This is a genomic window from Streptomyces sp. NPDC057638 (assembly GCF_042800315.1).
GTDB lineage: Bacteria > Actinomycetota > Actinomycetes > Streptomycetales > Streptomycetaceae > Streptomyces.
On sequence record NZ_JBHVHF010000087.1, the window covers coordinates 1 to 26,274 of the forward strand.

Annotated in this window: 16 protein-coding genes; 7 read left to right on the forward strand and 9 right to left on the reverse strand. The window is 72.9% G+C overall.

The genetic code is table 11. The annotated features are described in order from the left end of the window. Positions 1-590: 590 nt before the first annotated feature. Positions 591-3,680: a tetratricopeptide repeat protein gene (locus ACFVIM_RS14860; protein WP_384301151.1), complete on the reverse strand. Its 3,090-nt coding sequence runs from the start codon at positions 3,678-3,680 to the stop codon at positions 591-593. 224 nt (positions 3,681-3,904) lie between these two features. On the opposite strand from ACFVIM_RS14860, the gene ACFVIM_RS14865 reads away from it, so the two are divergent. Then, positions 3,905-6,064 (forward strand): tetratricopeptide repeat protein, encoded by a 2,160-nt coding sequence (locus tag ACFVIM_RS14865; protein ID WP_384301153.1) that lies wholly within the window; start codon positions 3,905-3,907, stop codon positions 6,062-6,064. Here ACFVIM_RS14865 and ACFVIM_RS14870 read toward each other — a convergent pair. From ACFVIM_RS14870 to ACFVIM_RS14880, 3 genes are all read right to left on the reverse strand, one after another. Beyond that, entirely contained in the window at positions 6,024-6,695 is a 672-nt protein-coding gene (locus ACFVIM_RS14870) for a hypothetical protein (protein WP_384301155.1), read from the reverse strand. The genes ACFVIM_RS14865 and ACFVIM_RS14870 overlap by 41 nt on opposite strands. Next, positions 6,692-7,885, reverse strand: coding sequence for a hypothetical protein (locus tag ACFVIM_RS14875; protein WP_384301176.1), 1,194 nt, complete (start codon positions 7,883-7,885; stop codon positions 6,692-6,694). Before ACFVIM_RS14875 ends, ACFVIM_RS14870 begins: the two co-directional genes overlap by 4 nt. A gap of 1,012 nt (positions 7,886-8,897) precedes the next feature. Next, complete coding sequence (locus ACFVIM_RS14880; protein WP_384301157.1) at positions 8,898-9,821, reverse strand: MurR/RpiR family transcriptional regulator; 924 nt, start codon at positions 9,819-9,821, stop codon at positions 8,898-8,900. Between the two features lie 213 nt (positions 9,822-10,034). Here ACFVIM_RS14880 and ACFVIM_RS14885 point away from each other — a divergent pair, with 213 nt between their 5' ends. After that, positions 10,035-10,502 carry a DUF1348 family protein gene (locus ACFVIM_RS14885; protein ID WP_384301159.1) on the forward strand — a complete coding sequence of 156 codons (468 nt, stop codon included), beginning with the start codon at positions 10,035-10,037 and terminating at the stop codon, positions 10,500-10,502. Between the two features lie 213 nt (positions 10,503-10,715). Beyond that, complete coding sequence (locus tag ACFVIM_RS14890) at positions 10,716-13,250, forward strand: SpoIIE family protein phosphatase (RefSeq protein ID WP_384301161.1); 2,535 nt, start codon at positions 10,716-10,718, stop codon at positions 13,248-13,250. Positions 13,251-13,377: 127 nt separating this feature from the next. Here ACFVIM_RS14890 and ACFVIM_RS14895 read toward each other — a convergent pair whose 3' ends face one another. After that, positions 13,378-13,818, reverse strand: a complete 441-nt coding sequence (locus ACFVIM_RS14895; protein WP_384301163.1) for a DUF6299 family protein — start codon at positions 13,816-13,818, stop codon at positions 13,378-13,380. A 573-nt stretch (positions 13,819-14,391) separates the two neighbouring features. Here ACFVIM_RS14895 and ACFVIM_RS14900 point away from each other — a divergent pair. The 3 genes from ACFVIM_RS14900 to ACFVIM_RS14910 all read left to right on the forward strand — a co-directional run bounded on the left by ACFVIM_RS14900 (position 14,392) and on the right by ACFVIM_RS14910 (position 18,178). Further along, positions 14,392-15,357, forward strand: a complete 966-nt coding sequence (locus ACFVIM_RS14900; protein ID WP_384301165.1) for a hypothetical protein — start codon at positions 14,392-14,394, stop codon at positions 15,355-15,357. 212 nt (positions 15,358-15,569) lie between these two features. After that, positions 15,570-17,123, forward strand: coding sequence for an amino acid permease (locus tag ACFVIM_RS14905; protein WP_384301167.1), 1,554 nt, complete (start codon positions 15,570-15,572; stop codon positions 17,121-17,123). Between the two features lie 206 nt (positions 17,124-17,329). Further along, complete coding sequence (locus ACFVIM_RS14910) at positions 17,330-18,178, forward strand: GNAT family N-acetyltransferase (protein WP_384301169.1); 849 nt, start codon at positions 17,330-17,332, stop codon at positions 18,176-18,178. Positions 18,179-18,238: 60 nt separating this feature from the next. Here the strand turns inward: ACFVIM_RS14910 and ACFVIM_RS14915 are convergent, their stop codons facing one another. After that, positions 18,239-19,540 (reverse strand): DUF6777 domain-containing protein, encoded by a 1,302-nt coding sequence (locus ACFVIM_RS14915; RefSeq protein ID WP_384301170.1) that lies wholly within the window; start codon positions 19,538-19,540, stop codon positions 18,239-18,241. 344 nt (positions 19,541-19,884) lie between these two features. Between ACFVIM_RS14915 and ACFVIM_RS14920 the strand changes: the two genes are divergently transcribed. Next, positions 19,885-21,156, forward strand: coding sequence for a streptophobe family protein (locus ACFVIM_RS14920; protein WP_384301171.1), 1,272 nt, complete (start codon positions 19,885-19,887; stop codon positions 21,154-21,156). A 115-nt stretch (positions 21,157-21,271) separates the two neighbouring features. Here the strand turns inward: ACFVIM_RS14920 and ACFVIM_RS14925 are convergent, their stop codons facing one another. From ACFVIM_RS14925 to ACFVIM_RS14935, 3 genes are read right to left on the reverse strand one after another with little or no spacing between them, the layout of a single operon-like run. Then, entirely contained in the window at positions 21,272-22,327 is a 1,056-nt protein-coding gene (locus ACFVIM_RS14925; RefSeq protein ID WP_384301172.1) for a serine/threonine-protein kinase, read from the reverse strand. Next, positions 22,324-23,814 (reverse strand): hypothetical protein, encoded by a 1,491-nt coding sequence (locus tag ACFVIM_RS14930; protein WP_384301174.1) that lies wholly within the window; start codon positions 23,812-23,814, stop codon positions 22,324-22,326. The genes ACFVIM_RS14925 and ACFVIM_RS14930 overlap by 4 nt, the downstream gene beginning before the upstream one ends. 10 nt (positions 23,815-23,824) lie before the next feature. Then, a complete protein-coding gene (locus ACFVIM_RS14935; protein ID WP_384301175.1) occupies positions 23,825-26,140 on the reverse strand; it encodes an FHA domain-containing protein in 2,316 nt (771 codons plus the stop codon). Between the last annotated feature and the right edge of the window lie 134 nt (positions 26,141-26,274).

Below are 26,274 nucleotides of genomic sequence, written 5' to 3' on the forward strand. Positions count from 1 at the left end.
GCACGGAGACGGCGCGGGAGGAGCCGGACGGATGTCCGTCACGGCTCCACCGCAGCCAGTCCTTACTGCTGGAGGTCCTGCTGAGCGCGCGGACACCGCTCTGCTGCCATGACCTCAGATACCTCTTGGGGAAAGGGCCTCGCCCGCTGACCCTGGCGGCGGTCCGGGCTCGGGTTCAGCGCCTGGGGCCGCATCTGACACGACGGGGGTTGGTGTGTCGGCGGACGGTTCACTGGGGGGCGGATACGTTGTGGGTCCAGCCAGTGGAGGGCGAGGCGAGGGCGTGGGCGGGGGGTGCGGGCCCGTCAGACGGATGCGACGCGAAGATGGCGTCTGATGATGATTATTTTCATGGGGAAGAAGATGAAGGCCTGAATGGCTTCCCTCAGTCCGCTAGGTGCTGACGCCTTGAAGAAAGACGGGCTGGGCACGGTGAAACGTTCCTCCTGATGGAGATGAGCGATCTTGTGCGCAGACCGTAGCCCACCTGGTCAGGGGAAGCAAAGTTGTGTGTCTGTGTGGTGACAGGGCATACGTTTGGATTTGTATAGACCAATAGGCCCATCGTGTATGCGCTTCTGGAGGCGGCTCTACGCCCCAGATGTCCTACGGGTCGCTTCGGCGACGCGCAGGATCTGAGAAAGGGCGGCTCGTGCCTTCGTTTCTTCGTCATGGTCTCCGGTCGCGGCCGCTTGGGCCACGGCGGCCTCCAGGTAGCCCTGGGCTGACCGGAGATGTCCCGCGTCGAAGTCGGCCTGCCCCGCGCAGCGCAGGGCTTGGACCTCTTGGTGACTCGCGCCGATGGCGCGGGCGATTCTGAGGGCGTCGAGTTGGTGGGTAATGGCCTGTTCGCCCGCCCCCTGGTGCCGGTGCACCTCGCCGATCCCTATGAGGGCGTCGGCTATACCCTTCTTATCGCCGAGAAGGTTGAATTCTTGAAGCGTCTCCTGGTGGAGCCGCATGGCCTCAGTGAATTCACCGGCTTCGGTGAGTGCGTCGGCGATACCGCTCCGTACGGTAGCGCGGTCGTATCGACTTCCGGTGAGGTCGATGATTTTCAGAGATTCATCGAACGCTGCCCGGGCTGATGCGATATCCCCGCGACGAAGTCGCATATCGCCGATATTGTTGAGCGTTTGCGCTAGGCCCGTCTGGTCCGAGGCGAGGCGGAATCCCTCCACGGCCTTGAGGTAGTGCTCCAGCGCACGCTCGTGTTCCCCCAGGTACACCAGACTGGCGGCGATGTTGTTATGCCCCTTGGCGAGGTCCCATGCGTCACCGCTGACGCTTTTCACGGCGTACGCGTTCTGGAAGTGCACGAGCCCCGTCCGGTACCGACCGGTCAGCAGGTGGAGCATGCCCAAGGTCAGCAGCGCCTCGGCCTCCACCTCGCTGTCCTTCAGCCTCCGCGCGATGGCCAAGGCGTGACTGCCGTTCGTGGCGGACTCCGCGTAGGCGCCGGTATGTGCCTGGAGCGCGCTCAGTTGTATGAGGGAACGGCTGAGAGCGGGGTGGTTCATGGTGGCACTGAAGTGTTCTATCGCGTGGGACAGGACGGCGATGGCCTCGTCCCAGTGGCACTCCCGGTCGAGGAATCCGGCGAGCGCGTAGGCGAGCCGGGCGGTCATCTCCATGGGTTCGTTGGTGTGCGCGTAATCCTCGATGGCCAGCAGGTTGCGGTGCTCGCACTCGAACCAGGCTTTCGCTGCCGCGGCGTCCTGTGGTGCGGTCGCTTCGACCGTCAGTGCCGGTATGGCCTCTGATGGCGGCAGCCGCAGACGGCGGGGATAGGCGAGACGATCCGCCAACTCCGCTGTATGTAGGGTGAAATTGATCAGCCTGTGCACCGCATCACGACGGTTGGCCTCGGGGTCGTGCGCCAGCGTCAGGGCGCGTGCGTACTCCCGCAGGAGATCGTGCAGCCGGTAGCGGTTGGCCTCGGGTTCGCGGATGAGATGGCACAGGAGGAGGTCCTCCAGCAGCCGTTCGGTGCTGTCCCGGTCGAGGCCGAGGAGGGCGGCCGTCGCCTCCGCCGTGAAGTCGCGGCCCGGGTAGAGGCCGAGTCCTCGGAACGCGTCGCGCTGTGGCGGGGTGAGGGTGCGGTAGGAGAGGTCGAAGGCGCGGGCGACCTCGGAGTGGGTGTCCCGGATCTCGGCCAGTCGTCCCGGGTCGCGCGCCAGGCGCTCCGCGAGGATGGCGGCCGTCCAGGACGTACGGGCCCGGAAGCGATTGGCGACGAGTTCGATCGCCAGGGGAAGGAAGCCGCAGAGGCGGACGATCCGGTCGATCTCCCTTACGTCCGCCGTGCGTTCCGCGCCCGCGAACCTCCGGAAGAGTTCGATCGCGTCGTCGGCGGGCAGGACGTCCAGCGGTATGGAGAGCGCCTGGGGCAGGCCGCTGAGGTGCCTGCGGCTGGTGATGACGGTCAGGGACCGGGAGCCGCCCGGCAGCAGCGGCCGGATCTGCTCCGGCCCCGCCACGTCGTCCAGGACGATCACGGCCCGGCGGTCCGCCATCATCGTCCGCCACAGGGAGCTGCGTTCCTCCAGTCCGGCGGGGATCTGGTCGGACGTGACACCGATGAGGCGCAGGAGCGTGGCGAGCGCGGCCTCCGGGTTCAGCGGTTCTCGCGTGGAGGAGTGCGCCTGGAGGTCGAGATAGATCTGGCCGTCGGGGAAGCGCGGCGCGAACAATTCGGCAATATGGATGGCTATGGCCGATTTGCCGACGCCCGCCATGCCGCTGACCGCTTCCAGGGTGATCACCGGCCGCTCCTCCGCCGTCTCGATGACGGACCTCAGGGCCCGCAGTTCGCTGTGGCGCCCGACGAGCGACGGCTGGTGCGGGAGGTTACGCGGAGGCAGGGCGCGCCCGGGTGGCGCGGCGGTCCGTGACGTGGTGGTCCGGGGCTCGGGCGCGGTGCCCCGGACCAGGGCCCGTACCGGCACCCGGTCGAGTACGCCCCGGTGGATCCGGTTCAGTTCGGCCCCCGGCAGGGAACCGAACTCGGACATCAGGAGCTGCCGGGCCCGCTGGTGGACGCGCAGGGCCTCGGCGAACCGGCCGCTGCCGTAGTACGCGAGCATGAGCTGTCCCAGCAGTGTCTCGTCCCCGGGCCGTTCGCCGGTGAGCGCCGAGAGCTCCGCGATCACCTCACCGAAGTGCCCCAGCCGCAGCCTGGCCGCGAGCCGTGCGACGGAGGCGGTGACGCGCTTCTCCTCCAGACCGGTGCGGACGGAGGCCGCCCACACCCCGGGCAGCCCGGCCAGCGCCTCACCCCGCCACAGTCCCTCGGCCCCGGTCAGGGCGTCGGCGGTGCGCCGGTCGTCGTCGCCCGCCCCGGCCTCCATGACCAGCCGCTGGAACCGGAGCCAGTCGACTCGGTCGGGATCGGTCTCCAGCGCGTAGGTGTGCGCCCGGCTGGTGATCTGGGCCGGGCTCTCGCCGGCCAGTTCGGCGGCCCGCCGCAGCCGCCGCCGCAGCCGGGAGATATAGGTGTGGGTGTTCTGCCGCGCCTGGGCCGGCGGGTCGTCCTCCCAGAGCCGGTCGATCAGCGTGGTCAGGGGCACGGGACGGCCCGCGTCGAGCGCCAGCGAGGCGAGGAGGATGCGTTCCTTGTCGGAGCCCAGCTCGACGCGGAACCCGCCGGACGGACCGGCCCGGTGCTGTGAGAGCCCCACGGGCCCGAGTAAATGGATCTCCACGCCCAGCGCCCCCCGCTGGCTCGTCCCTTCGCGCTGACAAGCTGTCCGTGAGAATGACACGGGCCGGGCCGGGCCGCCACACATCGCCCACGACTGGCCGGATCCCACTCCTGGGTGATCGGCTGGCCCCCTGGCCAGGTCAGGCCCTGGCGGTAATCCTCGGAGGCGGACCGCGGCATACGACGATGGGGGTCGGACGCATGACTGCTCACGAGGGGCGCGGAGGGCGCGCGCGGGACATGACGGACGGGGGCGAGACCCGCAACGTCATCACGGGAGACGCCGGGATCCACGGGCACGCGATCCAGGCGCGCGAGGTGCACGGCGGCATCCACGTCCACGCCGACACCGGGCCATCGGTTCCGGTGCCCCGGCAATTGCCGCCCTTGCCACCGCACTTCGTCAGCCGCGAGGAGGACCTGGACGCCCTGAGCGGACTGCTCGGCCACGGGCAGCCGCTGGTGGTCATCAGCGGACCGGCCGGGGTCGGGAAGACCACCCTCGCCTCCCGCTGGCTGCACGGCGTGGCCGAGGAGTTCCCCGACGGGCTCCTCTACGCGGACCTGCGGGGGTACGCGGTCAGTGGCCACCCCGCCGAGCAGGGCGAGGTGCTCGGCTCGTTCCTGCGCGCCCTGGGCGCGCGCGGCCTGCCCGCCGATCTCGCGGAGCAGACCGCCCTCTGGCGTTCGAGCACGGCCGGACGGCGGGTGGCGGTCCTGCTGGACAACGCCCTGAGCGCCGCCCAGGTGCGCCCGCTGCTGCCCGGCGGCCCCGGCTGCGTCACGGTGGTCACCAGCAGACGGATGCTCTCCGGGCTGCGGATGGACGGCGCGGCCTTCCACCAGGTCGGGGCGTTCGGGGCCGCGGACGCCGTCGAACTGCTCCGGCGCGGCATCGGCGCCGAGCGGGTCGCCCGCGAACTGGCCGCGGCCCGGGAGATCGTGACCCTGTGCGCCGGACTTCCGCTCGCGGTCTGTCTGGCCGCGGCCCGGCTGGCGGCGCGACCGCGCCAGCCCATGTCCGCGTACGCCAGGGCGCTCACCCAGGAGACCGGGCGGCTGACCGCCCTGGAGGTGGTCGGTGAGGCCACCGTCGCGATGGCGCTGGACGCGTCGTACGGGGTCCTCGCCGAACCGGCGGCGCGGCTCTACCGGACGCTGGGCGCGCTGCCGCTGCCCACCGTCGACGCCCGCACCGCGGCGGCGGCCTGCGGGGAGTCCCTGGGCTGGGCCGAGCGCGGTATCGACGAACTCGTCGACGCCCATCTCCTGGAGGACATCGGTCCCGACGAGTGCCGGTTCCACGATCTCGTCCGGGTGCACGCCCGGGACCGGGCGCTCGCGGACGACACCGAGGCCGAGCGCGCCGTGGCGCTGCGGCGGGCCGGTGAGTGGTATCTGCGGACCGCGACGGCGGCTCAGACCCGGCTGACGCCCCACCAGGCCACGAAGGCCCGCACCTACGTCCACGGGCCGGCCGGGCTGCCCGAGCCGTTCGCGGACGAGACCGGGGCGCTGGAGTGGCTCGACAGCCGCAAGGTGCATCTGATGACCCTGGTACGGACGGCCGTCGAGCGCGGCTGGCACGCCATGGGGTGGCAGATCGTGGACGCCCTGTGGCCGCTCTTCCTCAGGCTGCGGCACTACGGCCTCTGGATCGAGGCGCATGAGATCGGTCTGGAGGCGGCGCGCGGCGACGGTGACGCCGAGGCCGAACGGCAGATGCTCAACTCCGGTGCCATCGGACTGGTCGCCGCGCGCCGTACGGAGACCGCCCTCGCCTGGTACGAGGACTCGCTCCGGGCCGCCCGTGCCGCGGGCGACCCGCGCGACGAGGGACAGGCCCTGCACGGCCTCGGCTCCTGCCACCGTGACGGCGGTCGGCCGGAGCGCGCGGAGTCCTATCTGAACGCCGCCATCTCGGTCTGGGAGGGATGCGGCTACCCCCGCGGCGCCGCCCTCGCCAGGACCGTGCTCGGTGAGATCGCCCTCGACCGTGGCGATCCGCGCGCCGCCATCGGCTACTTCACCGACGCGCACGCGCGGATGGTCGCCGTCCACGATCCGCATGACGCGGCACGCGCCCTCGCCTTCCTCGGGCGGGCGCGGTGCCGCGCGGGCGAGTACCGCGAGGGCGTCTCGCTGCTGCGGGATGCCCTCGCGGTGTTCACCACCTCGGGTGCGGCGCACTGGCAGGCGCGTTCCTGGCAGATGCTCGCCGAGAGCGCGCGCGAGGCGGGGGACGAGCCCACCACCGGGGAGTGCTGTGCGCGTGCCATCGCCCTCTACGAGGGCACGAGCCCCGATGACGCGGTCCGGCTCAGGGCGTGGTTCGGCCAGGGGGAGCTGCCCGGCTCCTGAGCGCGGCGGGCAGTTCGGCCAGGGCGTGCCCCGTCGAGAGCCAGGCGTGCAACGAGGACGGCAGCAGGGGGAAGGCGTCCTGGTCCCTCCCCGTACCGCCGGGCGCGGCGTACCCGCCCATACCGCCGGGCGCGGAGTCTCCGCCCGTACCGCCGGGGGTGGCGCCTCGCACCGGCAGCGGGTGCGGGTCCCGGCGGCCCGCCGCCACCCACCAGCCCGGTGCCGTCAGCCGCGCCGCCACCAGCCCGTACCCCGGCGACGCCGCCCGCACCCGGGAGAGCCAGGAGACGGCCTCGTCGGCTGTCCGGGGCCGGCTGCCGTACAGCACGTCGGCGCAGTGCCGTACGGAGACACCGCCGCACAGGTCCGCGTCGACGGCGATGTGCTCGTCCACGACCGGACCGTGCCCCCCGGCGTGAGCGGGCTCCCGCGCGGGGCGCGCGCACCACCGGCTCACCTTGATCGTGGGGGAGGAAACCGGCCACTCCATCGACAGTGACAGCGACATCGGCATGGGCGTGGACAGTGGGTGCGTGGGCGCTCCCGAGAGCATCCGGGCGTCCACCTCCCAGCGGAGCCGCCCCGGCGGGTCCCACCGCAGCCGTACCCGCACCACCATGGGACCGCTCATGACGGGACACCCCCGCCGCCGCCCGTCCGCGTCCGCCACGACGTCAGGGGCGGCGGGGTGGGCAGGGGGAGCGTCGCCGGTGGATGCGCGGGCTGGCCCAGACCGAGGATCCGGTACATGAGCCTGCGCATATGGCTGTTGAACCGGCCGGGTTCCGAGGTGATGCGCGCGTTGATCACCGCGTAGTCGTCGCTGCGGTACTCCCGCGCCGCGTAGACGAGCTGGTCGGCGAGGGAGTGTGTGGGGGAGAGGGCGGGCGCGGTGGCCGCGAGCGTCGCGGCGGGGGAGTCCGGATTGATCTCCTGCGCCGGGGAGGCGGCGAGGAGGACGGGCGCCCCGGTCAGCGTGCCGTACAGGGTCACGGAGCCGTGGTCGCCGATGATCCAGTCCGCCGAGATCAGTACGGTACGCCAGTCCGCCTCCGGTGGTACGAGAACGACCCCGCGCCCGCTGCACCGCGCCAGCCACGCCCGTATCTGCCAGGCGCCATGGCCGGACCAGACGTTGGGGTGGACGAGTACGGCGATCCGGAAGCCGTCGTGCGGCAACTCGCCGATCAGCCGGGGCAGCAGCCACTCGAAGAGGCCGAACGCGGAGTGCGGCCCCCAGGTCGACGCCATGACCACCAGCTTCTCGTCCTCGGCGAGGCCGAGAGCCGCGCGGTAGCGCTCGCGCAGCGGCAGGCTGGCGGTGATCCGGTCATAGACCGGGTCCCCGGCGACGGTGACGCGGGAGAGCGCCTCCGGGCAGGTCCGTTCCAGCACCGCGAGTTCCGCGTGGTGCGGCACGACCAGCGCCGCGGGCAGACGCCCGGCGGGAGCGACGTCCCTTCTGCGCAGCCCGGCGACTCCGGTGTCCGCGATCCCGGTGAGCCGCTTCAGATAGTTCGCCCCGTGCGGGAGCGTGACCAGCGGGGCCTGGAGACGCTCCAGCTCCCGGGGCCCGGCGGCGAGGGCCAGGTCGAACGGTGTGCGAACCGCCTCCTCCCAGGGCATCACCGCGCTCCCGAGCCGGGCCAGGAAGAGCGGTACCTCCCCGCCGAAGGCGTGCGGCGGCGCGGTGAACACCACTTGGACCCGGAAGTCCGCCTCCAGCAGGGACAGGATGTCGAGCAGTCGTTTCGCGTAGGTGAGGGTGTGGACGACGGCCAGGACGCGTTTGCGTCCGAGCAGCGTCAGCCACTGCCGCACCTCGGCGGTCGCCGTCTCAGCGGGTGCGGGTGCGGCGGTCGGCGCCTCGCCGACCGGTGTTGTGGCGATGGATGCCGTGGCGGTCGGTGCGCTGACGGTCGGTGTCTCAGCTGTTGGTGCGGCGGTCGGTGTCTCGATGACCGGTGCTCCGGCGGCCGGTGCCGCCGGTGCGTCGGCCAACGGCCGTGCGGTGGTCGGTGTCCACTCCGTCCTCATGGTCCCCCCGTGCCTCGATATCGGGTCAGCCGGGATGGGCTGTCGTCGAGGGGATGCCCGCGCGACCGGACGGAAGGCATGCCAGACCCTTGCGGAAAGCCTGCGGCGCTGGACGGAGGGCGTGGGGCGCGCTGCGGCCCGGGTGGTGCCCCCATCCCTGGGGCCTGTGGCCCGGGTTGGGGGAACAGTGGCGGCCTCGGTCCAGGGGTTGACCGAGGCCGCCGAAGTGGGCAGTCCGAGGGGACGGAGTGCCCGACGGTCACCTGGGAGCCGACGCGAGGAGGAGTGGCGTCGGGCCCTGGTGCCCGGAGTCGGGAAGCTCGCCCGAGGGGGTGCCGGTCCGCCCGCGCGGCCACCGGACGGTGGCGTCACCCCGGGGGTCCCGTCGTGGCCGGATGCCAGGGCGGGCGGGGCGGTGAGTGGGATGTGTGGTCGCGGGTGACCGGCTCCTTCCCATGGGGGGAGCCGGGGTGTGTTCCGTGGATCTAGGAACGAGGTAAACATATATTCCGATGGTTATGCAAGGACATGAAAAAATTCATGCGCCATCACGTCTGAATACCCCTGTTCTCCGTGTGGTTTGAGGCTCCCCTGGGGCACTGTGCGGCAGTGGCGGACGAGGAGGGAAGGGTCCGAGGCGCGTGATGGCCCCCGGGGGCCGGGCGTGGCGCGGCGGGTTCCCGGGGCGCGGTGGGGTGGCCCGGGTGGTCGCCGTGCCGTGGTGTCGCGATGACACGGCCGGTCCCGGCGGTCCCGTCGGCTCAGGGCCCGCCGGATCCCCTGGGCCCGGCCGGTCTCAGTCCTCCAGGAAGAAGTCGTGCAGCTCCGCCGCGTGTTCGTAGTCCTCCAGGCGGGACTGGGTGCGCTGGGGGTCGGCGTCCGCCATGGCCTGGAGCAGCGCGGCCGAGAGCACCCCGGGCGCGGCGTAGGAGTCGAAGACCAGCCGTGACCCGGTGCCCGCGGTGAGCGTCAGGTCGGCCTCGTCCGTCAGGGGGCCGAGTGCCAGATCCGTGATCAGGGCGACCTTCAGTCCGGCGCCCCGCGCGGCGCGGATCGCGGCCAGGGTCTCATGCGCGTGCCGGGGCATGCCGAAGGCCAGGACCCAGCTTCCGCCCGCCGCCCGTGCCTGGAACAGCGTGTCGTAGGCGATGCTCCCGCCCCGGGTCACCGTGCGGACGTCCGGGTGGATGCGCCGGGCGGCGTACGCGAAGTACTCCGCGAGCGATTCGGAGATCCGCAGGCCGAGCACCGTCAGGGGCACCGAACGGGCCAGCTCCCGGCCGATGGTGACGATCCGTTCGGCGTCGGAGAGGACCCGGCGCAGCTGTTCCAGGTTCTCGATCTCGGCGTCCACGGCGGACTGGAGTTCGTTGCCGCGGGCCGAGCCTCCTGTGTCCGGGGTCCCGGCGATGGCGCTGAGCGCGATCGGCTGGAGCGCCTCGCGCAGCGCGGGGTAGCCGCTGAAGCCGACGGACACGGCGAACCGGGTCACCGACGGCTGGCTGACGCCCGCCCGTTCGGCGAGGTCGGTGATGGAGAGGAAGGCGGCCTCGGTGAGGTGGTCGGTGATGTACCGCGCGATCCGCCGCTGTCCGGGGGAGAGTCGATGGCCCCCGAAGAGGGCGGTGATCCGGTCGGCGGCGGTCGGCTCCGGGGTGGAGGACGGCCCTCCCGGCGTGATCGCGGCGGCCTGTGCGCGTGCCCGCTGATCTGATGGCACGGGTGTCACTCCCTCTCTCCCACTCGCGCTCAACATAGCCCAGGAGTCCGGTGGCCCGGTCGTGCGAGAGCGGGAGCGGTGGCGCCGTCTCACACTCCGGGCGGTCGGGCGCTCGGGTCGGCTCCGGTTGCCAGAGAATCAACGTTCTCCTAAGGTGGGCGGCAGTGGAGAACGTACGTTCTCGCCATCGGTGCCGATCCGTCGAGGAGAGCCATGTCCCAGCGACCGCCCGTTCCGCCGTTCACCGAGGATTCCGCCGCGCGCAAGGCCCGGCTGGCCGAGGACGCCTGGAACACCCGCGACCCCGCCACGGTGGCCCTCGCCTACACCGAGGACTCGCGCTGGCGCAATCGCGCCGAATGGGTCACCGGGCGGGCGGAGATCGCCGCCTTCCTCACCCGCAAGTGGGCCAGGGAGCTGGAGTACCGGCTGATCAAGGAGGTCTGGGCGTACCAGGACGACCGCATCGCCGTGCGCTTCGCCTACGAGTGGCACGACGACTCCGGCACCTGGTACCGCTCGTACGGCAACGAGAACTGGGAGTTCGACGGGCGCGGGCTGATGCGCGCCCGGCACGCCTCCATCAACGACCGGCCGATCAAGGAGTCGGACCGCCGCTACCACTGGCCCCTCGGCCGCCGTCCGGACGACCACCCCGGTCTCTCCGAGCTCGGTCTCTGATCCGGCGGACGCCGGTGGCTTGGTGATCCCCCGAGCGGCCCTCGCGTGGTACGGGCGGGGGAGCCCGCCAGGCGCGGGCGGCCCACCCGTACCGAACCTGCCGTAGGCGGCACGGGCGGCACGGGCGGCACGGGCGGCACGGGCGGGTCCCCGGGACCGCGCCGCGCCGCCCCGGTTCGTCGGCCGCCCGGGGCGGTGCCGACGTGAGTGAAGATGCGCGGGGGACGGACGGGGGAGCATGCTGGCTGTGTGACCCGGTACGACACCGCCGGAGGCGTTACGCCGCACGCGCCCCGGGCGGCCGACGGGCCGAGAAGCGGGGATCGCGCGCCGGACGAGCTGGAATGCCTGATCGCCCGTGCGGCGGCGAGCGCCGTGGAGGCGGTGGGCGGATACGCGGGCGGGGTGTTCCTGCGCTCGGTGACACCCGGGTTGCTGCGGCTCGCGGTGCTCGCCGGACTGCCGACCCGGCTCTTCCGCTTCTGGTGGCGTATCCATGTCGACCGGCCGTTCCCGGTGGCGGAGGCGTTCCGGTCCGGGCAGGGGGTGCATATCGCCGACACCGAGGACGCGATGCGGCGCTTTCCGCAGCTGGTGGTGGGACTGCCGTTCGCGTTCAGCTCGCTCTACGAGCCGGTGGGCGACGGACACGAGACGTACGGGGTGCTGGGGGTGCTGCGGCGCGCCACCCCCGGCCATCCCGTGGAGAGCGGCGACCGGCAGCGGATGCGGGCGCTCGCCCGGCGGCTGGGCACGGAGCTCGGCGCGCTGGCCGCGCGGGGCGCTTCGGTGCGCTGGGACGACGAACCCGTCCCCGTCCAACTCCCCGCCGTCACCCCGCCGGTGCGGATCGGCCACTTCACCTGGGAGCCGCGCACGGGCACCGTCGACGCCGACGACGAGACACACACCCTGCTCGGGGTGGACCCGACGGCCTTCGACGGCACCATGGACACGCTCACCGCGCGGATGGCGCGGGAGGACGTCATCGGGCTGTGGGCGCTCGCCGGGCGGGCGGCCACGGCCCGGCGCCCGGTGACCCTGCGGATACGGGTGCGCGCCCCCGACGGCCACACCCAGCTCGTGGAGGTCTCCGGCGGCGGCCTCCCGCCCGGCGCGGAGACGGCGGCGGTGCTCACCGGCTCGGTGCTGGACCTCGGTGCGGGACCGGTGGTCGCCGAGGCGGTCGACCGGGTACCGCGCGCGGTCCTGTCACTGGACCGGCTCGGCCGGATCACCTACGCCAACCCCGTCGCGGAGCACCTGCTCGCCCGCGCCCGCCCGGAACTGGAGGGCCGGGTGCTCTGGGAGGCGCTGCCCTGGCTCGGCCTCAGCGCCTACGAGGACCACTACCGGGCCGCCCTGATCTCCCACTCGCCGGTCCACTTCGTGGCCCACCACCGCGCCGACGAGTGGCTCGCGGTCTCCCTCTACCCCGGCCATGAGGGGGTCACCGTCACCTTCGCCCAGGCGCCCCAGCGGCCCTCCGGGGGGCCGCCGACGCTGGAGGCCCTCCCCAAGCCCGGTCTCGGGCCGCCGTCGGAGCGGGCCTCCACCCTCTACCGCCCGGTGGCGCTGGCCATCGCCCTGACCGAGGCGGTCACGGCCCGTCAGGTCTCGGCGGTGGTCACCCAGGAGCTGCTGCCCGCGTTCGGCGGCCGTCAGCTCGCCATCTACCTGCTGCACGACCGCCATCTCACCCTCGCCTGGGAGACCGGCTTCCCCCAGGGCTTTCTCGACCGCTTCGACGGGGTGGCGCTGGACACCCGGCTGCCCGGGGTCGAGACGCTGACCTCGGGCCGCCCCCTCTTCTTCGAGTCGATGCAGAAACTGGGCGAGGCCTACCCGGGCATCCCGCTCGACGCCCATGTGGGGGCGCGGGCGTTTCTGCCGCTGATCGCCTCCGGGCGCCCGGTGGGCTCGTGCATCCTCGGCTTCGACCAGCCCCGTGGCTTCAGCCGCGAGGAGCGGTCGGTACTGACCGCGCTGGCCGGTCTGATCGCCCAGGCGCTGGAGCGGGCCCAGCGGTACGACACCGAGGCGGCCCTCGCCCGCGGCCTCCAGGACGCACTCCTCCCGCACCGGCTGCCGGAGCTGGCGCACGCCGAGACCATCGGCCGCTATCTGCCCGGTACGCAGGGGATGGAGGTCGGCGGTGACTGGTACGACGTGGTGGAGACCGGCGGCCGGATCGCCCTGGTCATCGGGGACGTCCAGGGACACGGGGTCTCCGCCGCCGCCACCATGGGCCAGCTCCGCAGCGCGGTACGGGCGTTCGCGCTGAGCGGGCACGATCCGCAGGAGGTGATGAGCGGGACGAACCGGCTGCTCATCGACCTGGATCCGGGGCAGTTCGCGAGCTGCTGCTACATCCTCGTGGACCCGCTGACCGGATGGACCCAGGCGGTACGGGCCGGGCACCCCCAGCCGCTGCTGCGCCACGGCGACGGCCGGACCGAGGTGCTGGATCTGACGGGCGGGGTCGTCCTCGGCGTGGACGAGGCGGCCGACTACCCGGTCACCGAGTTCTCCCTCGGGCCCGGCGCGGTGCTGGCCCTCTACACGGACGGGCTGGTGGAGCAGCCGGGCATCGACATCGACACGGGCGTGGAGCGGCTGCGGGACGCGCTGGCCGAGTGCGGTGACTGCCCGCTGACGGCCACGGCGGACCGGCTGATCAGGGAGGCCCGGCAGGCGGCGGACCGGCCCGACGACATCGCGCTGCTGCTGGCGACACGCTGGGAGTGACCGGGCCGCGCTGGGAGTGAGATGGGCCGGAGCGGGGTGACGCGCGCCGAGGCGGGGCGGGGTGACGCGCGCCGGGGCGGTCGCGCGGTGGGCTCCGCCCCCGGTGCGGGCGGGGGCGGAGGCGCGGTCAGGCGCGGTGCAGCCGCAGCGCGGAATCGGTCTCTCCCAGGAAGACCGGCAGCGGGATGAAGCCGTGGGACGTGTCCAGCTTGAGCAGGGTCGCCTCCGCGCGGGCCGCCCCCGGCAGCAGCGTGGCCGACGTCGAGCGTCCGCTGCTGCGCCAGGTGTGGATCCGGCCGTCACAGACGGCCCGTACGAGGTCCACTTCGACCTTCTGCCCGCCCTGGAGGGCCTTGGCGCCGAGGAGTACGGGACCGGACCCCGGGGACCAGCAGGCATAGGTGCCGCTGAGGGTGACGGTGCCGTCGGCGGCGATCCGTCCCTTGGCGTCCACGGTGACCGGCGGGGGCGCGAACCGCGCGCTGGCGCTGCTCGCGGCCGGACCCGCCACGAGAGCGGCGGCCACACACAGTGCGGAGATGAGGGTGGTGCGTCGTGCGTTGATCATGCCCCGCCAACGATCCCGCCCCCAGGAGGTATCGGTCGTTCACGCGTACGAGTGAGATGACCGATATTCCGATTGCCGCGTCACTTTGTAATCGATAGTGAGGGTTCGATGAGCGATTAGTTTCGGAAATTGGCTGGATCCTCGATGGCCCGATGGGGATCCCTGGTGCGCCCGGCCGGGAACCAGGTGGGAAGCAGACCGGAACCAGGTGGGAAGCGGACCGGAACCGGGTGGGAAGAGGGCCGGAACCGACCCCGGATCCACGCCGGATCTCCGCCGGATCCGCACCGCGTCCGAGCGGGGCCGGTCGTTGGAACTGACATCGGATCTGACATCGGATCTGACGACGGATCCGGCGCCGGATCCGATGGGGCTCCGGTGCCGGGTGAGTTCGCCGGGCCGGGTGAAAAAACGGATCCGCCGGTTACTCGGACGAGTGTTTTCCCTCTCACTTGTTCGTGAGTAGGGTGTGGTCCCGCCGCCGTAGATCCACAGGGGTCCGGCATTCTTCGGCTTGGCCGGAATCGCGGAGCGCACCATCCGGGGGGACCCCGGGGGAACGTGGAGGGGACCATGGAGGGGAGCGTCGCTGGCGTGTTCGATGGACAGTACGTCTGGCACCCGGCGGCCGATGACCACCAGCTCGCCCGCGCCTGTATCGACGTCAAGGCGGGCCGCTACTACAGCGCCCAGGCCGCGCTCCAGGAGACCCACGGCGACTTCGAGTTGCGGGCACACCGCTCACTCGTCCTGGCCTCCGAGGCGGCCGACTCCGACCTCGCCGAACGCTGGCTGGACGAGGAGCCAGGACCCGACGCGGCACTGCTGTGGGCCCGGGTCGCCATGCTGAGGGCCCTGCGCTCGGCCGACGAGGGCGACTCCCACACCGGCACCCTGCTCACCATCGCCCGCGCCGCCTGCGAACGCGCGGCCCGGCTCTTCCCCCAGGACCCCACCCCCTGGGTCGCCCGGCTCGCGCTGGCCCGTGTCCAGCGGCCCCGGGACCGCGCGCCCAAGGGCCTTCTGACCTCGCCTCCCGGGCCCTGGCAGCTCCTCGCCCGAGTCCTCGGCCTCGACCCCTGGAACCGCGAGGCGCACCACCGCTTCCTCGCCTACTTCTTCACCCGGCACGGCGGCACCGCCAGCGCCCGCTGGGACGTCGCCGCCTTCCTCAGCTCCCGCGCCCCCGAGGACTCCGCGCTGCGGCTGCTTCCGCTGGTGGTCCTCGTGGAGGAGTACGACCCGAACTCCCTGCTGGCGTACCAGATCTGGCGCCAGCCCCAGTGGGTGTCGACCGCGACGGGTGGTTACGAGAACTGGTTCCCGCGGCTGACCGGCTACCGCTTCGCCCCCGTACTCGACCTGTCCTATCTGGCGCACGCGCTCTACCTCGGCCGGTGCGAGCCGCAGGCGCGCGAGGTGCTGCTGGCGATGGGGCCCTACGCCTCCCGGATGCCCTGGAGCCGCTTCGGGCCCCCCGAGGAACAGCTGACCAGGGCGAGACGGTCCTGCGGGCTCCCGGTGCCCGCCACCGGCTGACCCGCGGGGGAGGCCGCCGGGGCCGCGCCCGCCCGACGACCGTCGTCCCATCCCCGTACGCGGTCATCAGCCACAGGTCGCCGGCCCGCCCGCCCCGGCCGAGCGGGTGCCGTATCCGCGCCCCGGGCCCGGGGGGCCGCGCCGCCCGCCCCGAGACCGTCCCCGAGCCACACCCACCCTCCACCGACCACACCAGGGGAAAGGACGCGGTTGTGTCCGAACGCACGACTGTTCCGCGGCCGAGAAGACGTCAGACCCATGAAACCGATGCTGCCGCGACCGCTCTCGACGACAACGCCACACTCCATGCCATGGGGTATCCGCGTAAACTCACCCGTCGTTTTCGCGCGTTCGACAACTTCGCCATCTCCTTCACCATCATCAATATCATCTCCGGTATCTTCTCCGCTTTTGGATTCGGTATGGGGGCGGGCGGTCCCAGCGTTCTGGTCTTTGGTTGGATCGGTGTCTCGCTGATGGTTCTCTTCGTCGGTGCCGCGATGGGGGAGATCGCCTCCGCCTATCCCACGAGCGGAGCCCTTTACTTCGCCGCCGGAAAACTCGCCAAACGCCATAAGGGTGCCTGGTCCTGGTATACGGGCTGGCTCAATTTCGTGGGACAGATCGGCGGTACGGCGGCGACCGGATACGCCGCCGCGGCCTTCCTCCAGGCGTTCATCGCGCTGCACTGGCCCGGCTATGTGGCCACCGCCCACCGTACGGTGCTGATCACCACGCTCATCCTGTTGTTACAGGCGCTCGCCAACACCTACACGGTCCGGCTGGTCGCCACCCTCAACCGGATCTCCGTCTGGTGGCTGGGCGTCGGCATGACCGTGATCGTGGTCTGCCTGGTGACCGTCCCCACCGACCATCAGTCCCCGTCATTCGTCACCCATTTCGTGAACGGCACCGGGTTTACCAGCGGGCTCTACGCCGCAATGCTCGGTCTCCTGGTGACCAGTTGGACGTTCACCGGCTTCGACGGCAGTTTCCACATGTCGGAGGAGACGGTGAAGGCCACTGTCAACACGCCACGCGGCATCATGTGGGCGATCGGCAGCTCGGCCGTCGCCGGACTGCTCCTTATGCTCGCGCTGGTGTATGCGATCCGCGATTATCCGGCTACAGCGAGTGCTTCCGCGCCGCCCGTGCGGATTCTGATCGACGCCCTGGGCGCGGGAACCGCCAAACTGCTCCTGCTCATCGTCATCGGCGCGATGCTCTTCTGCGGGCTCGCCAACATGACCAGCAATACCCGGCAGATCTTCGCCTTCGCCCGGGACGGCGCCATGCCCGGCTCCCGGCACTGGCACTCGGTCTCGGCGCGCACCCGTACCCCGGTCAAGGCGGTCTGGCTCGCCGCGGGCTGCTCCTTCGTGCTGATCATCCCGGCCTGGTGGTCCCCGACCGCCTTCACCGCGATCGTCAGCGTCAATGTCGTCGGGCTCTATGTCGCCTATGGGGTGCCGATCTTCCTCCGGCTGCGTCTGGGTGACGCCTTCGAGCCGGGACCCTGGCATCTTGGGCGCTGGGGCAGGCCGATCGCCTGGACCGCCGTGGTCTGGATCGGGCTGAGCAGCGTGCTGTTCATGCTGCCGCACCAGGCCCCGATCACCCTCACCACCTTCAACTACGCGCCGATCGCGCTCGGGGTGGTGCTGCTGGTCGCGGCCGCCTGGTGGTTCGCCACCGCCCGGCGCAGATTCCAGGGGCCCGTCAGCTATGGCAGCCCCGACGAGGTCGCCGCCATGGACCTGGTCTGACGGTGGCCCACCGTCGGGCACCGGCCCTCCGCGCACCTCCGGCGGTCCCGTACGCCCCTCCCCCCGGCCGGTGCTCCGCACCGCCGACGACCCTCCGCACCCCGATGCGGACCCGTACCGATCAGACCATCACCAACGCGGACCCCGTGCGGATCGGACCCGCAGAGATCACACCCCCGAGAGATCAGAAAGGGACGAAATACATCATGAGCGACACTCTCACCGTCACCCGCGCCTCCCTGGAGGAGTGGCTCCAGATCGCCGAATGGGCCGCCGACGAGGGGTGGAACCCGGGGAACGGGGACGCCGCCTGCTTCCATCCCACCGATCCCGCCGGGTTCTTCGTCGGCCGGGTCGGCGGGGAGGTCGTCTCGGCCATCTCCATCGTCACCTACTCGGACGACTACGCCTTCCTCGGCCACTATCTGGTCCGCCCCGACCTCCGGGGCCGTGGCCATGGCCTCGCCACCTGGCGGGCCGCCTTCGCCCATGCCGGGAACCGGCTGGTGGGCCTGGACGCGGTCCCGGCCCAGCAGGGCAACTACGAGCGCTCCGGCTTCGCCCCCGACTACGGCACCGTCCGGTACGCGGGCACCGTCCGTCCCTCCGGCGCCCCGGCCGAGGGCACCGCCCCGGTCACCGCCGATCTGCTGGACGAGATCCGCGCGTACGACCGGGAGTGCTTCCCGGCCGACCGCGGCGGGTTCGTCGCCCGCTGGGTGACGGCGCCGGGGCACCACGCGCGCGCCCGGCTCCGCGACGGCCGCCTCACCGGCTATGGCGTCATCAGGCCCGGCCGGGACAGCCACCGGATCGGCCCCCTCTTCGCCGACACCCGGGAGGACGCCGAGGCCCTGCTGGACGGGCTGACGGCGCATCTCACGCCCGGTGACCGGATCGCGGTCGATATGCCCCAGGAGCACACGACGGCCACCGAACTGGCGCTGAGCCGCGGCCTGGAGGCGCAGTTCCCGACCGTACGGATGTACACGGGACCGGCACCGAAGGTCCGCGCGGACCGGGTCTACGGCGTCACCACGCTGGAACTCGGCTGACGGGCTGACCCGCTCGCGGGCCGCGGCCGGTCGGCGGACCAGCCGCGGCCCCTGCCGCGGTCACGCCGCGGGTGTGAGGGGCTCACTCCCCGGAGCCGAGGCGCCCGTGGTGCCATAGCCCGGCGGCGGCGGCGGTGGTGGCGGTGTTGCCGGGGTGGCCGGGGGCGGCGGGGGTGTCTGCGCGGGCGGAGGCTCGACGGGCGGCGAGGCCGGGGGAGGCGACGGCGGCGGCGCGGTCGTGCTCGCTCCCGCCGGGGTGCTCGGAGCCGTTCCCCCCGGCGTCGGCCCGCCGGGCGTGGACGAACCGGGGGTGGGGGAGCCCGCCGGTGCCGAGGGTGAGGGCGCGGGCGGGGTGGGCGACGGCGTGGTCGCCGGAGGAGTGGTCTTCTTGTCCTCCGTCCCCGCACTGCCCGCGGGGCGGGTGAACCAGTTGCTCCCGCTCTGGTCGTAGACCACGAAGTCCTGGACGGGCTTGGCGGCGGGCTGGACCGCCACCACCGTGCCCGGGTTGTAGCCGGGCCATGCCTCACCCTGGTACCGCACCGACCCCTTCTGCTCCACCGGCGGCTTCAGCGGATTGCCGCAGGCACAGCGGACGGTGGGCTCGCCCAGGTCGTTCACCAGGACGGCCGTCCCGCTCTGGAGCACCGCCTGGTGCTGGGTCGCGGCGCCGTTCTTGAGCCCGTAGTAGGTCACCCGGGTGTCCATCCGCAGCTGGACGGGGGTCAGGGAGCGCAGATAGCTCGCCACCTCACCGGGCTGGATACCGAGGACGGAGGCGAACACCGCGTTCGTCTTGGTGTTGGAGGTCAGCAGCGCGATCTGCTTGTTGACGTCGCAACTGGCGTCCGACTGCTTCCCGCCGTACAGACCCGGCTCCCCGCCGTTCATCGACTGGACCGTGCTGTTGGACGGGGAACTCGGCGGCGGTCCCGTGGGCTGCGGGACCGGTTCACCGGCCTGGGCGCTCGACGCCGTGTACGGATCGGGCCCGGCCGCAGCCGCCGGGCGCAGGAACACCTCGCCGCCGCCCGTCGACGAGTAGCCGCCACCACCGCCGCCGGGGCGGGTGAGGACGATCACGAGGACGACCGCCAGCACCACCAGCGCCGCGAGGGCCGCGACCTTGGGGACCGAGCGCCACCAGGGGCCGCCCTTGCCGCCCTCGCCACCCGTGGCCGCCGGGCCGCCCTCGTCCGGACCCGGAGGACCCGACGGGGGCTGCTGAGGGCCGCTGGGTGGCGGTGGTGGCGGTGGTGGCGCGGCGGAATCGCCGTGGGTGGGTTCATGGGCGGGCTGCCCCGACAAGGGGCCGGACGGAGGGCCACTGGGCCGTTCGGGTGACGGAGGTTCGGCGCGCACGGGCTCTTCTTCCCACCGCTCGCGCTGCCACCACCCGGACACGGAGGCGGCACGGACCGGCTCGAAGCGCAACGGTCCGGCCGACGGCCGCCACACGGCGGCCGGAAGCCGACGGGAACCGGCCAGAGTGTCCTCGGACACCGGAGGGGAGCCGGTCGGAGGGACCACCAGACGGGTCCCTCCCTCCCATTGTGTGCCGTGTCCTCGCGCCCGGCGCAAGCGGACGGTGGGCGGCGGGGGTGCCAGCGGTACGGGACGGTCCGTGGCCCCGGGAGACGCCGGGGCCACCGCCCGACGGGCCCGCCCGGCGCGCGCCCCGCTCGCGCCCTGCTTAGCGTGGCAGCGTGAGCCAGCCGACGCCCCCGGAGCACCGGGCAGTCACCCCGTCCCCCGAGGGCTGGGCGCGCGCCCTCGCGGTGGTGGCCGCCACGCTCGTGGCGCTGATCGCCGTCGCCGCGCTCGGGCTGTGGGCGGCGGGCGCGGCCGACCTGCCGGACGGCGCCTTCCCGAGGGTGGTCGCCGCGACCGTCGTCCTGGCGGTCGGCGGCACGGTACGGCTCACCGGCGACGCCGGTCTCCTCGGCGGCTCCCGGGGCGAACTCGCCCTGTGGCCGCTGTCGGTCACCCTCGCCGGGATCCTCGTCCTCGCGTACGGCTTCCTCCGCCCGCTGCGGCACCGGGCCGTCGTCGGCGCCCGTGAACTGGGGCTCTGGGCCGGACGGCTGGCCGCGCTGTGGGCCGTGGCGCTCCTCGGGCTCGCCGCCCTCGCCCGGCAGAGCTTCGCGCTCACCCCGTCAGGCGGCCTCCTGGACCTGGGCGCGCTGCTCGGCGCCACCCCCACCGTGGGCTTCGCGGCCGATGTGGTGCCCACCCTGCTCTTCGGGCTGCTCTTCCTCGCGGTCGTGTGCGCGCTCGCGCTGCTGTGTTCGCGGCGGGCGCCGCTGCCCCCGCGGTGGACGGGGCTCCAGGACACGGTACGCCCCGCCGCGCACGCCATGGCGGTCCTGCTGCTGGCCGCCGTGGTGATGGGCGTGGTCGCCTGTCTGGTGGTCGCCGTCACCCAGGGGCATCCGGCGCAGACCCTGGCCGTGCTGCTGCTGGGGCTGCCCAACCTCGTCTGGCTCGCGTTCACCCTCGGCCTCGGCGCGACCTGGGACGGCCGGGCCGAGGGACCGTTCGGGCTGCCCGTGCCCCGGGTGCTCGAACTCGTGCTGCGCACACCCGGCGGCGGCACCCTGAACCTGGAGACGCTCGCCGGACACGACGGCCGGGTCTGGTGGCTGCTGGCGGGTGCTGCGCTGCTGACGCTGGGCGCCGGGCTGCTGCTGGCCGCGCGTTCCCCGGGGGACACGCCCCTGGGGCTGCTGGCGGTACGGATGGCGGTGGCCCTGGTCCTCACCGTGTTCACGGTCTGCTCGCTGGTGCGCGTCGACGCCTCCTGGGGCCTGAGCCTGCTGGGCATCGGCGACGCGGGCGGCGCGCTCGGGGCCCGGGTGCGGCTGGACCCACGGCTGTGGTCGGCGCTGGGGCTCGCGGTGCTGTGGGGCCTGGTCACGGGCCTTCTCGGTGGTCTGCTGGCGCGCTGGCTGCGCCCGGCGGGGCCGGGACCGGCGTAGCCCCGGGTGGCGCAGTGGCGCCGCCGGGGATTGCGGATCGGTTCGTTCCGGTGCGTACGGCTCCGTATCGCCGATTCCGTACCGGACCGGTGGATCGGCGTACCGGCGGACCGGCTCACACAGGAACGCCCGGGAAGACCGGACGGGCCCACTCGGGTGGGCCGGGAGGGGGCTCGGGACGTCCGCTGTCCGTGCCGGAGGGCACCGGAGGAGGAGTGGTGGCGTCCTGGCCGCCGCCCTGATCGGTGGTCTGGCCGGATACGGGTGTCAGCAGCGCGGCCCGCAGCTCCGCCACGAACCGCCCGCAGCTGTCGTACCGTTCGCCGGGAGTCTTGGCCAGGGCCTTGAGCAGCACCGCGTCGGTGGCGGGCGGAAGCCCGGGACGCAGACCGGTCGGCGGCGGCGGCGCGTCGAACTGCTGGGCCCACAGCAGCGCGATGTCGTCCTCGCGCTGGAACGGCACGGAGCCGGTCAGCATCTCGTAGACGACACAGGCGAAGCTGTAGACGTCGCAGCGGCCGTCCACCGGCTGGCCGGAGATCTGCTCCGGGGCCACATAGTCCAGGGTGCCGACGAACTGCCCGTTGTGGGTGAACCCCGTCAGCGAGAGCGACTTCTTCGTCAGTCCGAAGTCCGTCAGGTAGACGTGTTCGGGGTGGTCGCTGTCGGTGCCCTCGGCGACCAGGATGTTGCCCGGCTTCACATCGCGGTGGACCAGGTCGTGGGCGTGCGCCGCGTCCAGCGCCGAGGCGACCTGGGCGGAGATCCGTACGGCCGTCCCGGGCGGGAGCGGGCCCTCGCGGTGCAGGAGGGCGCGCAGGTCCTGGCCCGGTACGTAGCGCATCGCGATGAAGAGCAGGCCCTCGGTCTCCCCGGCCTCGAAGACCGGCACGATATGCGGGTGGTCGATGGCGGCGGCCACCCGGGACTCATGGGCGAACCGCTTGCGGAAGGTGTCGTTGCGTACCAGTTCGGGGGCGAGCAGCTTGAGCGCCACGATCCGGTCGAGCCGCAGGTCGCGGGCCCGGTAGACCACGGCCATGCCGCCCCGGCCGATCTCGCTCTCGACGCGGTAGCCCGCGATCCGGCGCCCGACGAGATCGGTCGGGCGCCCCGACGGCAGACCGTTGTCCAGCCCGGCCGGCTCCGTGCCGGGCTCCTCCCCGCTCATCCGGACTCACCTCCGCCGCGCCGGGCCCGGTCCTCATCGGGTGTGTCGTCTGGATATGCGTCAGCCTGGTCGGCCCGGTCGGACCGGTCGGCCCAGTCGTCGCGCTCGTCGCGTTCCGCGCCGCCGTCCGGGGTCCCGGCGCCTTCCCGGCCCTCGCTCCAGCGCGGGTCCGGGGGCGGCGGCACCACCCGGGTGGGCTCACGGGCGGGAGGGGCGTACGGCGCGGAGGTCCCGGACGGCGGCGGCGCCGAGGCCGTGGGGACGGCACCGCCGGGAGGGGGCGGGGCCGCGTACCGCCCGGGTCCCGGCGGCGGCGCCGAGGCGGTCGGAGCCATGCTCGGGGAGACGGCGGGCGGGGGCGCGGCGCCGGGCGGTACCGCCACGGTGGGCGGTGGTGGTACCGCCTGCGGTACCGGGGTGGGGGAGCCGGGCGGCGGTGTCGCCGGTGTGGACGGGGGCGTGGCCGTCGGCGCGCCGGAGGGATCGGTGCCGGGGGGCGGGTACGCCGGTCCCGGCGGTACGGAGGGCTGGCCGGGCGGCATCGACGTCTGATCGGGCGGCGGGTAGCCCTGGTCGGCCGGTGCCGTGGGCTGGGCCGCCGACGGGTAGCCCTGGTCGGCCGGCGTGGTGGGTTGGCCGGGCGGCGGGTACGCCTGTCCGGGCGGTGCGGAGGCCGGTCCGGGTGGCGGGTAGCCCTGGTCGGTCGGCGGGTACGCCTGTCCCGGCGGTACCGAGACCTGCCCGGGCGGTGTGGAAGCCGGTCCGGTCGGCGTTGATGCCTGTCCCGGCGGTGCGTACGCCTGATCGGCCGGTGTGTACGCCGGGCCGGGTGGTACCGAGGCCGGTCCGGGCGGTACCGAGGCCGGGCCCGGTGGCACCGACGGCTGGCCGCCCGGCGCCCCCGTACCCGGGGCCGCCACGGGCGGGACGGCACCGGGAGCCGCCGTCCCCGGTGGCCGGCCGGGCTGCGCCGCCGGTATCGCACCGGGCGCGCCGCCCGCCGCCGGGGCCGCGCCCACCGCGTAGGTCACCAGCTGCTCGCCGCTCGCGTACACCCAGCGCTCGTGTTCCGACTCGTACAGCCACACCGACTCGCCCTCAAGCACCGCGCCCACCCGGGTCCCCCGGGTGCGCGCCCGGAACGTCTCGCCGTCGATCCGGCCCGCCGCCAGGTCGTCCAGGGCGCGCCGGTAGCCGCCGAGCGCCTCCTCCGCGCGGGCGAGGAGGGGGCGGGGGTCGGCGGTACGGGCGAGGGGGAGCCCGGAGGCCGGGGGGCCGTGGGGGACGGGAACCAGGAGGCGGCCGTCGACCCACGCGGTCCAGCCGTTGGCGCACTCGATCCGGCCCCAGTCCCCGCGCCGGTCGATCAGCCGGACCGGCAGCAGCGGGTCCAGCGGCGCGGTCGGACGGGTCTGGTCCGGGGACTCCCAGGCGGACAGCCCCTCGTGGGGGACGACATGGCTGGGCTGGAAGCCGTCAGGGGCCATCGTGTCCCCCTCACTTCCGCATCACGGCGGGTTCGCGGCGCCGCAGCAGCCGGGCGACCAGGAAGCCGAAGAGCGCCGAGAGCACCACCATCATGCCCATGTTGGTCAGCCAGACGCCCACGGAGTGGCCGAAGAGCGGGTCGGCGGTCAGCGCGCCGGGCACCAGCCGGTGCAGTCCGATGGTGCCCGCCATCGCCCCCAGCGCCCACCGGGAGGGCACCAGCCAGGCGAGCTGTTCGACCACCGGCGTACCGTGCAGTTGCAGCAGCGCGCCGCAGAAGACGACCTGCACGATGGCGAGGAGCACCAGCAGGGGCATGGTGACCTCCTCCTTGCGCACCAGCGCCGAGATCAGCAGCCCCAGCATCATCGCGGTGAACGACAGCAGCGCCACCGCCAGCGTGATCTCCAGCAGCGGAGGCATCAGCACACCCCGCCCGCCGGGCGCGTTGAGATCGACCCCGGCGAGCGCGACCAGGGTGAGCACCACCGCCTGGACCACGGTGATCACTCCCAGCACGACGATCTTGGACATCAGATAGGCCGAGCGGGACAGCCCGACCGCCCGTTCCCGCTGGTAGATCACCCGTTCCTTGACCAGCTCGCGCACCGCGTTGGCCGCGCCGGTCAGCACTCCGCCCACACAGAGGATCAGGAGGGCGTTCATCGCCGTCTCCCGGGTGAGCTGGCCACCGGCCAGGGCGCGGGCCATGGCGCCCATGATGAACGGCAGCGCGACCATGACGGCGATGAAGGTGCGGTCGGAGCTGAGGGCGGCGGTGTAGCGGCGTACCAGTGTCCACAGTTGCGCGCCCCAGCTCTGCGCCTTGGGCTCCGGGGCCGCGACCGGGGCGGCGAGGGCGTCGTCACCCGGGCGCGGTTGCAGGGAGGTGGCGTAGGCATGGCAGGAGGAGGCGAGGTAGGCGCCCGCCCAGTCCCGGTCGCGGTCGTTCTCGAACGCCTCGAACGCCTCCGGCCAGCGCTCCTGGCCGAAGAACGGAAGAGCCTCCTCCGGCGGCCCGTAGTAGGCGATCCGGCCGCCGGGCGCCAGCACCAGCAGCCGGTCGCACACATCGAGGCTGAGCACGCTGTGCGTGACGACGATGACGGTCCGTCCGTCGTCCGCCAGGCCCCGCAGCATCTGCATCACCGAGCGGTCCATACCCGGATCGAGACCCGAGGTCGGCTCGTCGAGGAAGAGCAGCGAGGGCTTGGTGAGCAGTTCCAGCGCCACACTGACGCGTTTGCGCTGTCCGCCGGAGAGCTGGTGGATCGGCTGGTCGGCCCGCTGGGCGAGTCCCAGCTCCTCGATCACCTCGGCGACCCGGGCCCGCCGCTCGGCGGGGTCGGCGTCCTGGGGGAAGCGCAGTTCGGCCGCGTAGCCGAGGGCGGCGCGCACGGTCAGCTGGGTGTGCAGGATGTCGTCCTGCGGCACCAGACCGATACGCCGGCGCAGCTCCGCGTAGTCGTGGTAGAGGTCGCGTCCGTCGTACAGGACCCGTCCATGGTCGGCGGGGCGCAGCCCGGTGAGGGCGTTGAGCAGGGTCGACTTCCCCGCACCGCTCGGCCCCACCACCGCGAGCAGGCACTTCTCACCGACCGGGAAGGAGACATGGTCGAGCAGGGTCTTGCGCCCGCCGTCCACGGTGACCGCCAGGTCCTGGACGTCGAGGGAGATCTCGCCGGTGTCCACGTACTCCTGGAGCTGGTCGCCGACCAGACAGAAGGCCGAGTGGCCGATGCCGACGATGTCACCCTGGCCGATGGGCGCGCGGGTGACCGGTCGGCCGTTGAGGAAGGTGCCGTTGTGGGAGCCGAGGTCCACGATCTCGTAGCTGCCGTCGGGGTGGGTGCACAGCTCGGCGTGGTGGCGGGAGACGGTCAGGTCGTCGACGACGAAGTCGTTGTCGGAGGAGCGTCCGATGCGGACCGTACGGGTGGGCAGCGGATGGACGCTCGTGGGCTGCCGGAAGGTGCCGGTGGCACCCGGCAGGGAGACGGCGGGGGGTTCGGCGAGCACCACCCGGGGGCCGTCCGCCGGGCTGCCGAACCGGATCTCGCTGCCCGGACCCACATCCCACTCATGGACCCGGCGCCCGTCGGCGTAGGTGCCGTTGGTGCTGTTCTCGTCCTCGACCGTCCAGTGGCCGTCGGTGGTGCGCAGCACCGCGTGGTGCCAGGACACCCGGGTGTCGTCGAGGACGATCTCGCTCTGGGGGTCGCGCCCGACGTGATAGTCCCGGCTCGGACTCATCACCGTCGAACCGCCGTCGGTTTCGAGGACGAGTTCCGGTGCGGTCGGAGCGACGGGTGGTCGCTCTGCCATGGTCGAATTCTATCGATTCAGTGGCATTCCTACCTCTTTGCCGTTCTGTCGTTCTGTCGCTCTGCCGTGTGATGGGTGACCCCTCTGTCGTGCCGCCGTCCGGAGGGTGCCCCCGCCGCGCCCCTGGCCGGGCG

Bases quoted from the DNA above. Each gene is read 5' to 3' on its own strand.
- ACFVIM_RS14865 (WP_384301153.1), top strand. From the start codon at position 3,905: ATGACTGCTCACGAGGGGCGCGGAGGGCGCGCGCGGGACATGACGGAC.
- ACFVIM_RS14900 (WP_384301165.1), top strand. From the start codon at position 14,392: ATGGAGGGGAGCGTCGCTGGCGTGTTCGATGGACAGTACGTCTGGCAC.
- ACFVIM_RS14890 (WP_384301161.1), top strand. From the start codon at position 10,716: ATGCGCGGGGGACGGACGGGGGAGCATGCTGGCTGTGTGACCCGGTAC.
- ACFVIM_RS14870 (WP_384301155.1), bottom strand. From the start codon at position 6,695: ATGAGCGGTCCCATGGTGGTGCGGGTACGGCTGCGGTGGGACCCGCCG.
- ACFVIM_RS14925 (WP_384301172.1), bottom strand. From the start codon at position 22,327: ATGAGCGGGGAGGAGCCCGGCACGGAGCCGGCCGGGCTGGACAACGGT.
- ACFVIM_RS14895 (WP_384301163.1), bottom strand. From the start codon at position 13,818: ATGATCAACGCACGACGCACCACCCTCATCTCCGCACTGTGTGTGGCC.
- ACFVIM_RS14935 (WP_384301175.1), bottom strand. From the start codon at position 26,140: ATGGCAGAGCGACCACCCGTCGCTCCGACCGCACCGGAACTCGTCCTC.
- ACFVIM_RS14930 (WP_384301174.1), bottom strand. From the start codon at position 23,814: ATGGCCCCTGACGGCTTCCAGCCCAGCCATGTCGTCCCCCACGAGGGG.
- ACFVIM_RS14885 (WP_384301159.1), top strand. From the start codon at position 10,035: ATGTCCCAGCGACCGCCCGTTCCGCCGTTCACCGAGGATTCCGCCGCG.
- ACFVIM_RS14910 (WP_384301169.1), top strand. From the start codon at position 17,330: ATGAGCGACACTCTCACCGTCACCCGCGCCTCCCTGGAGGAGTGGCTC.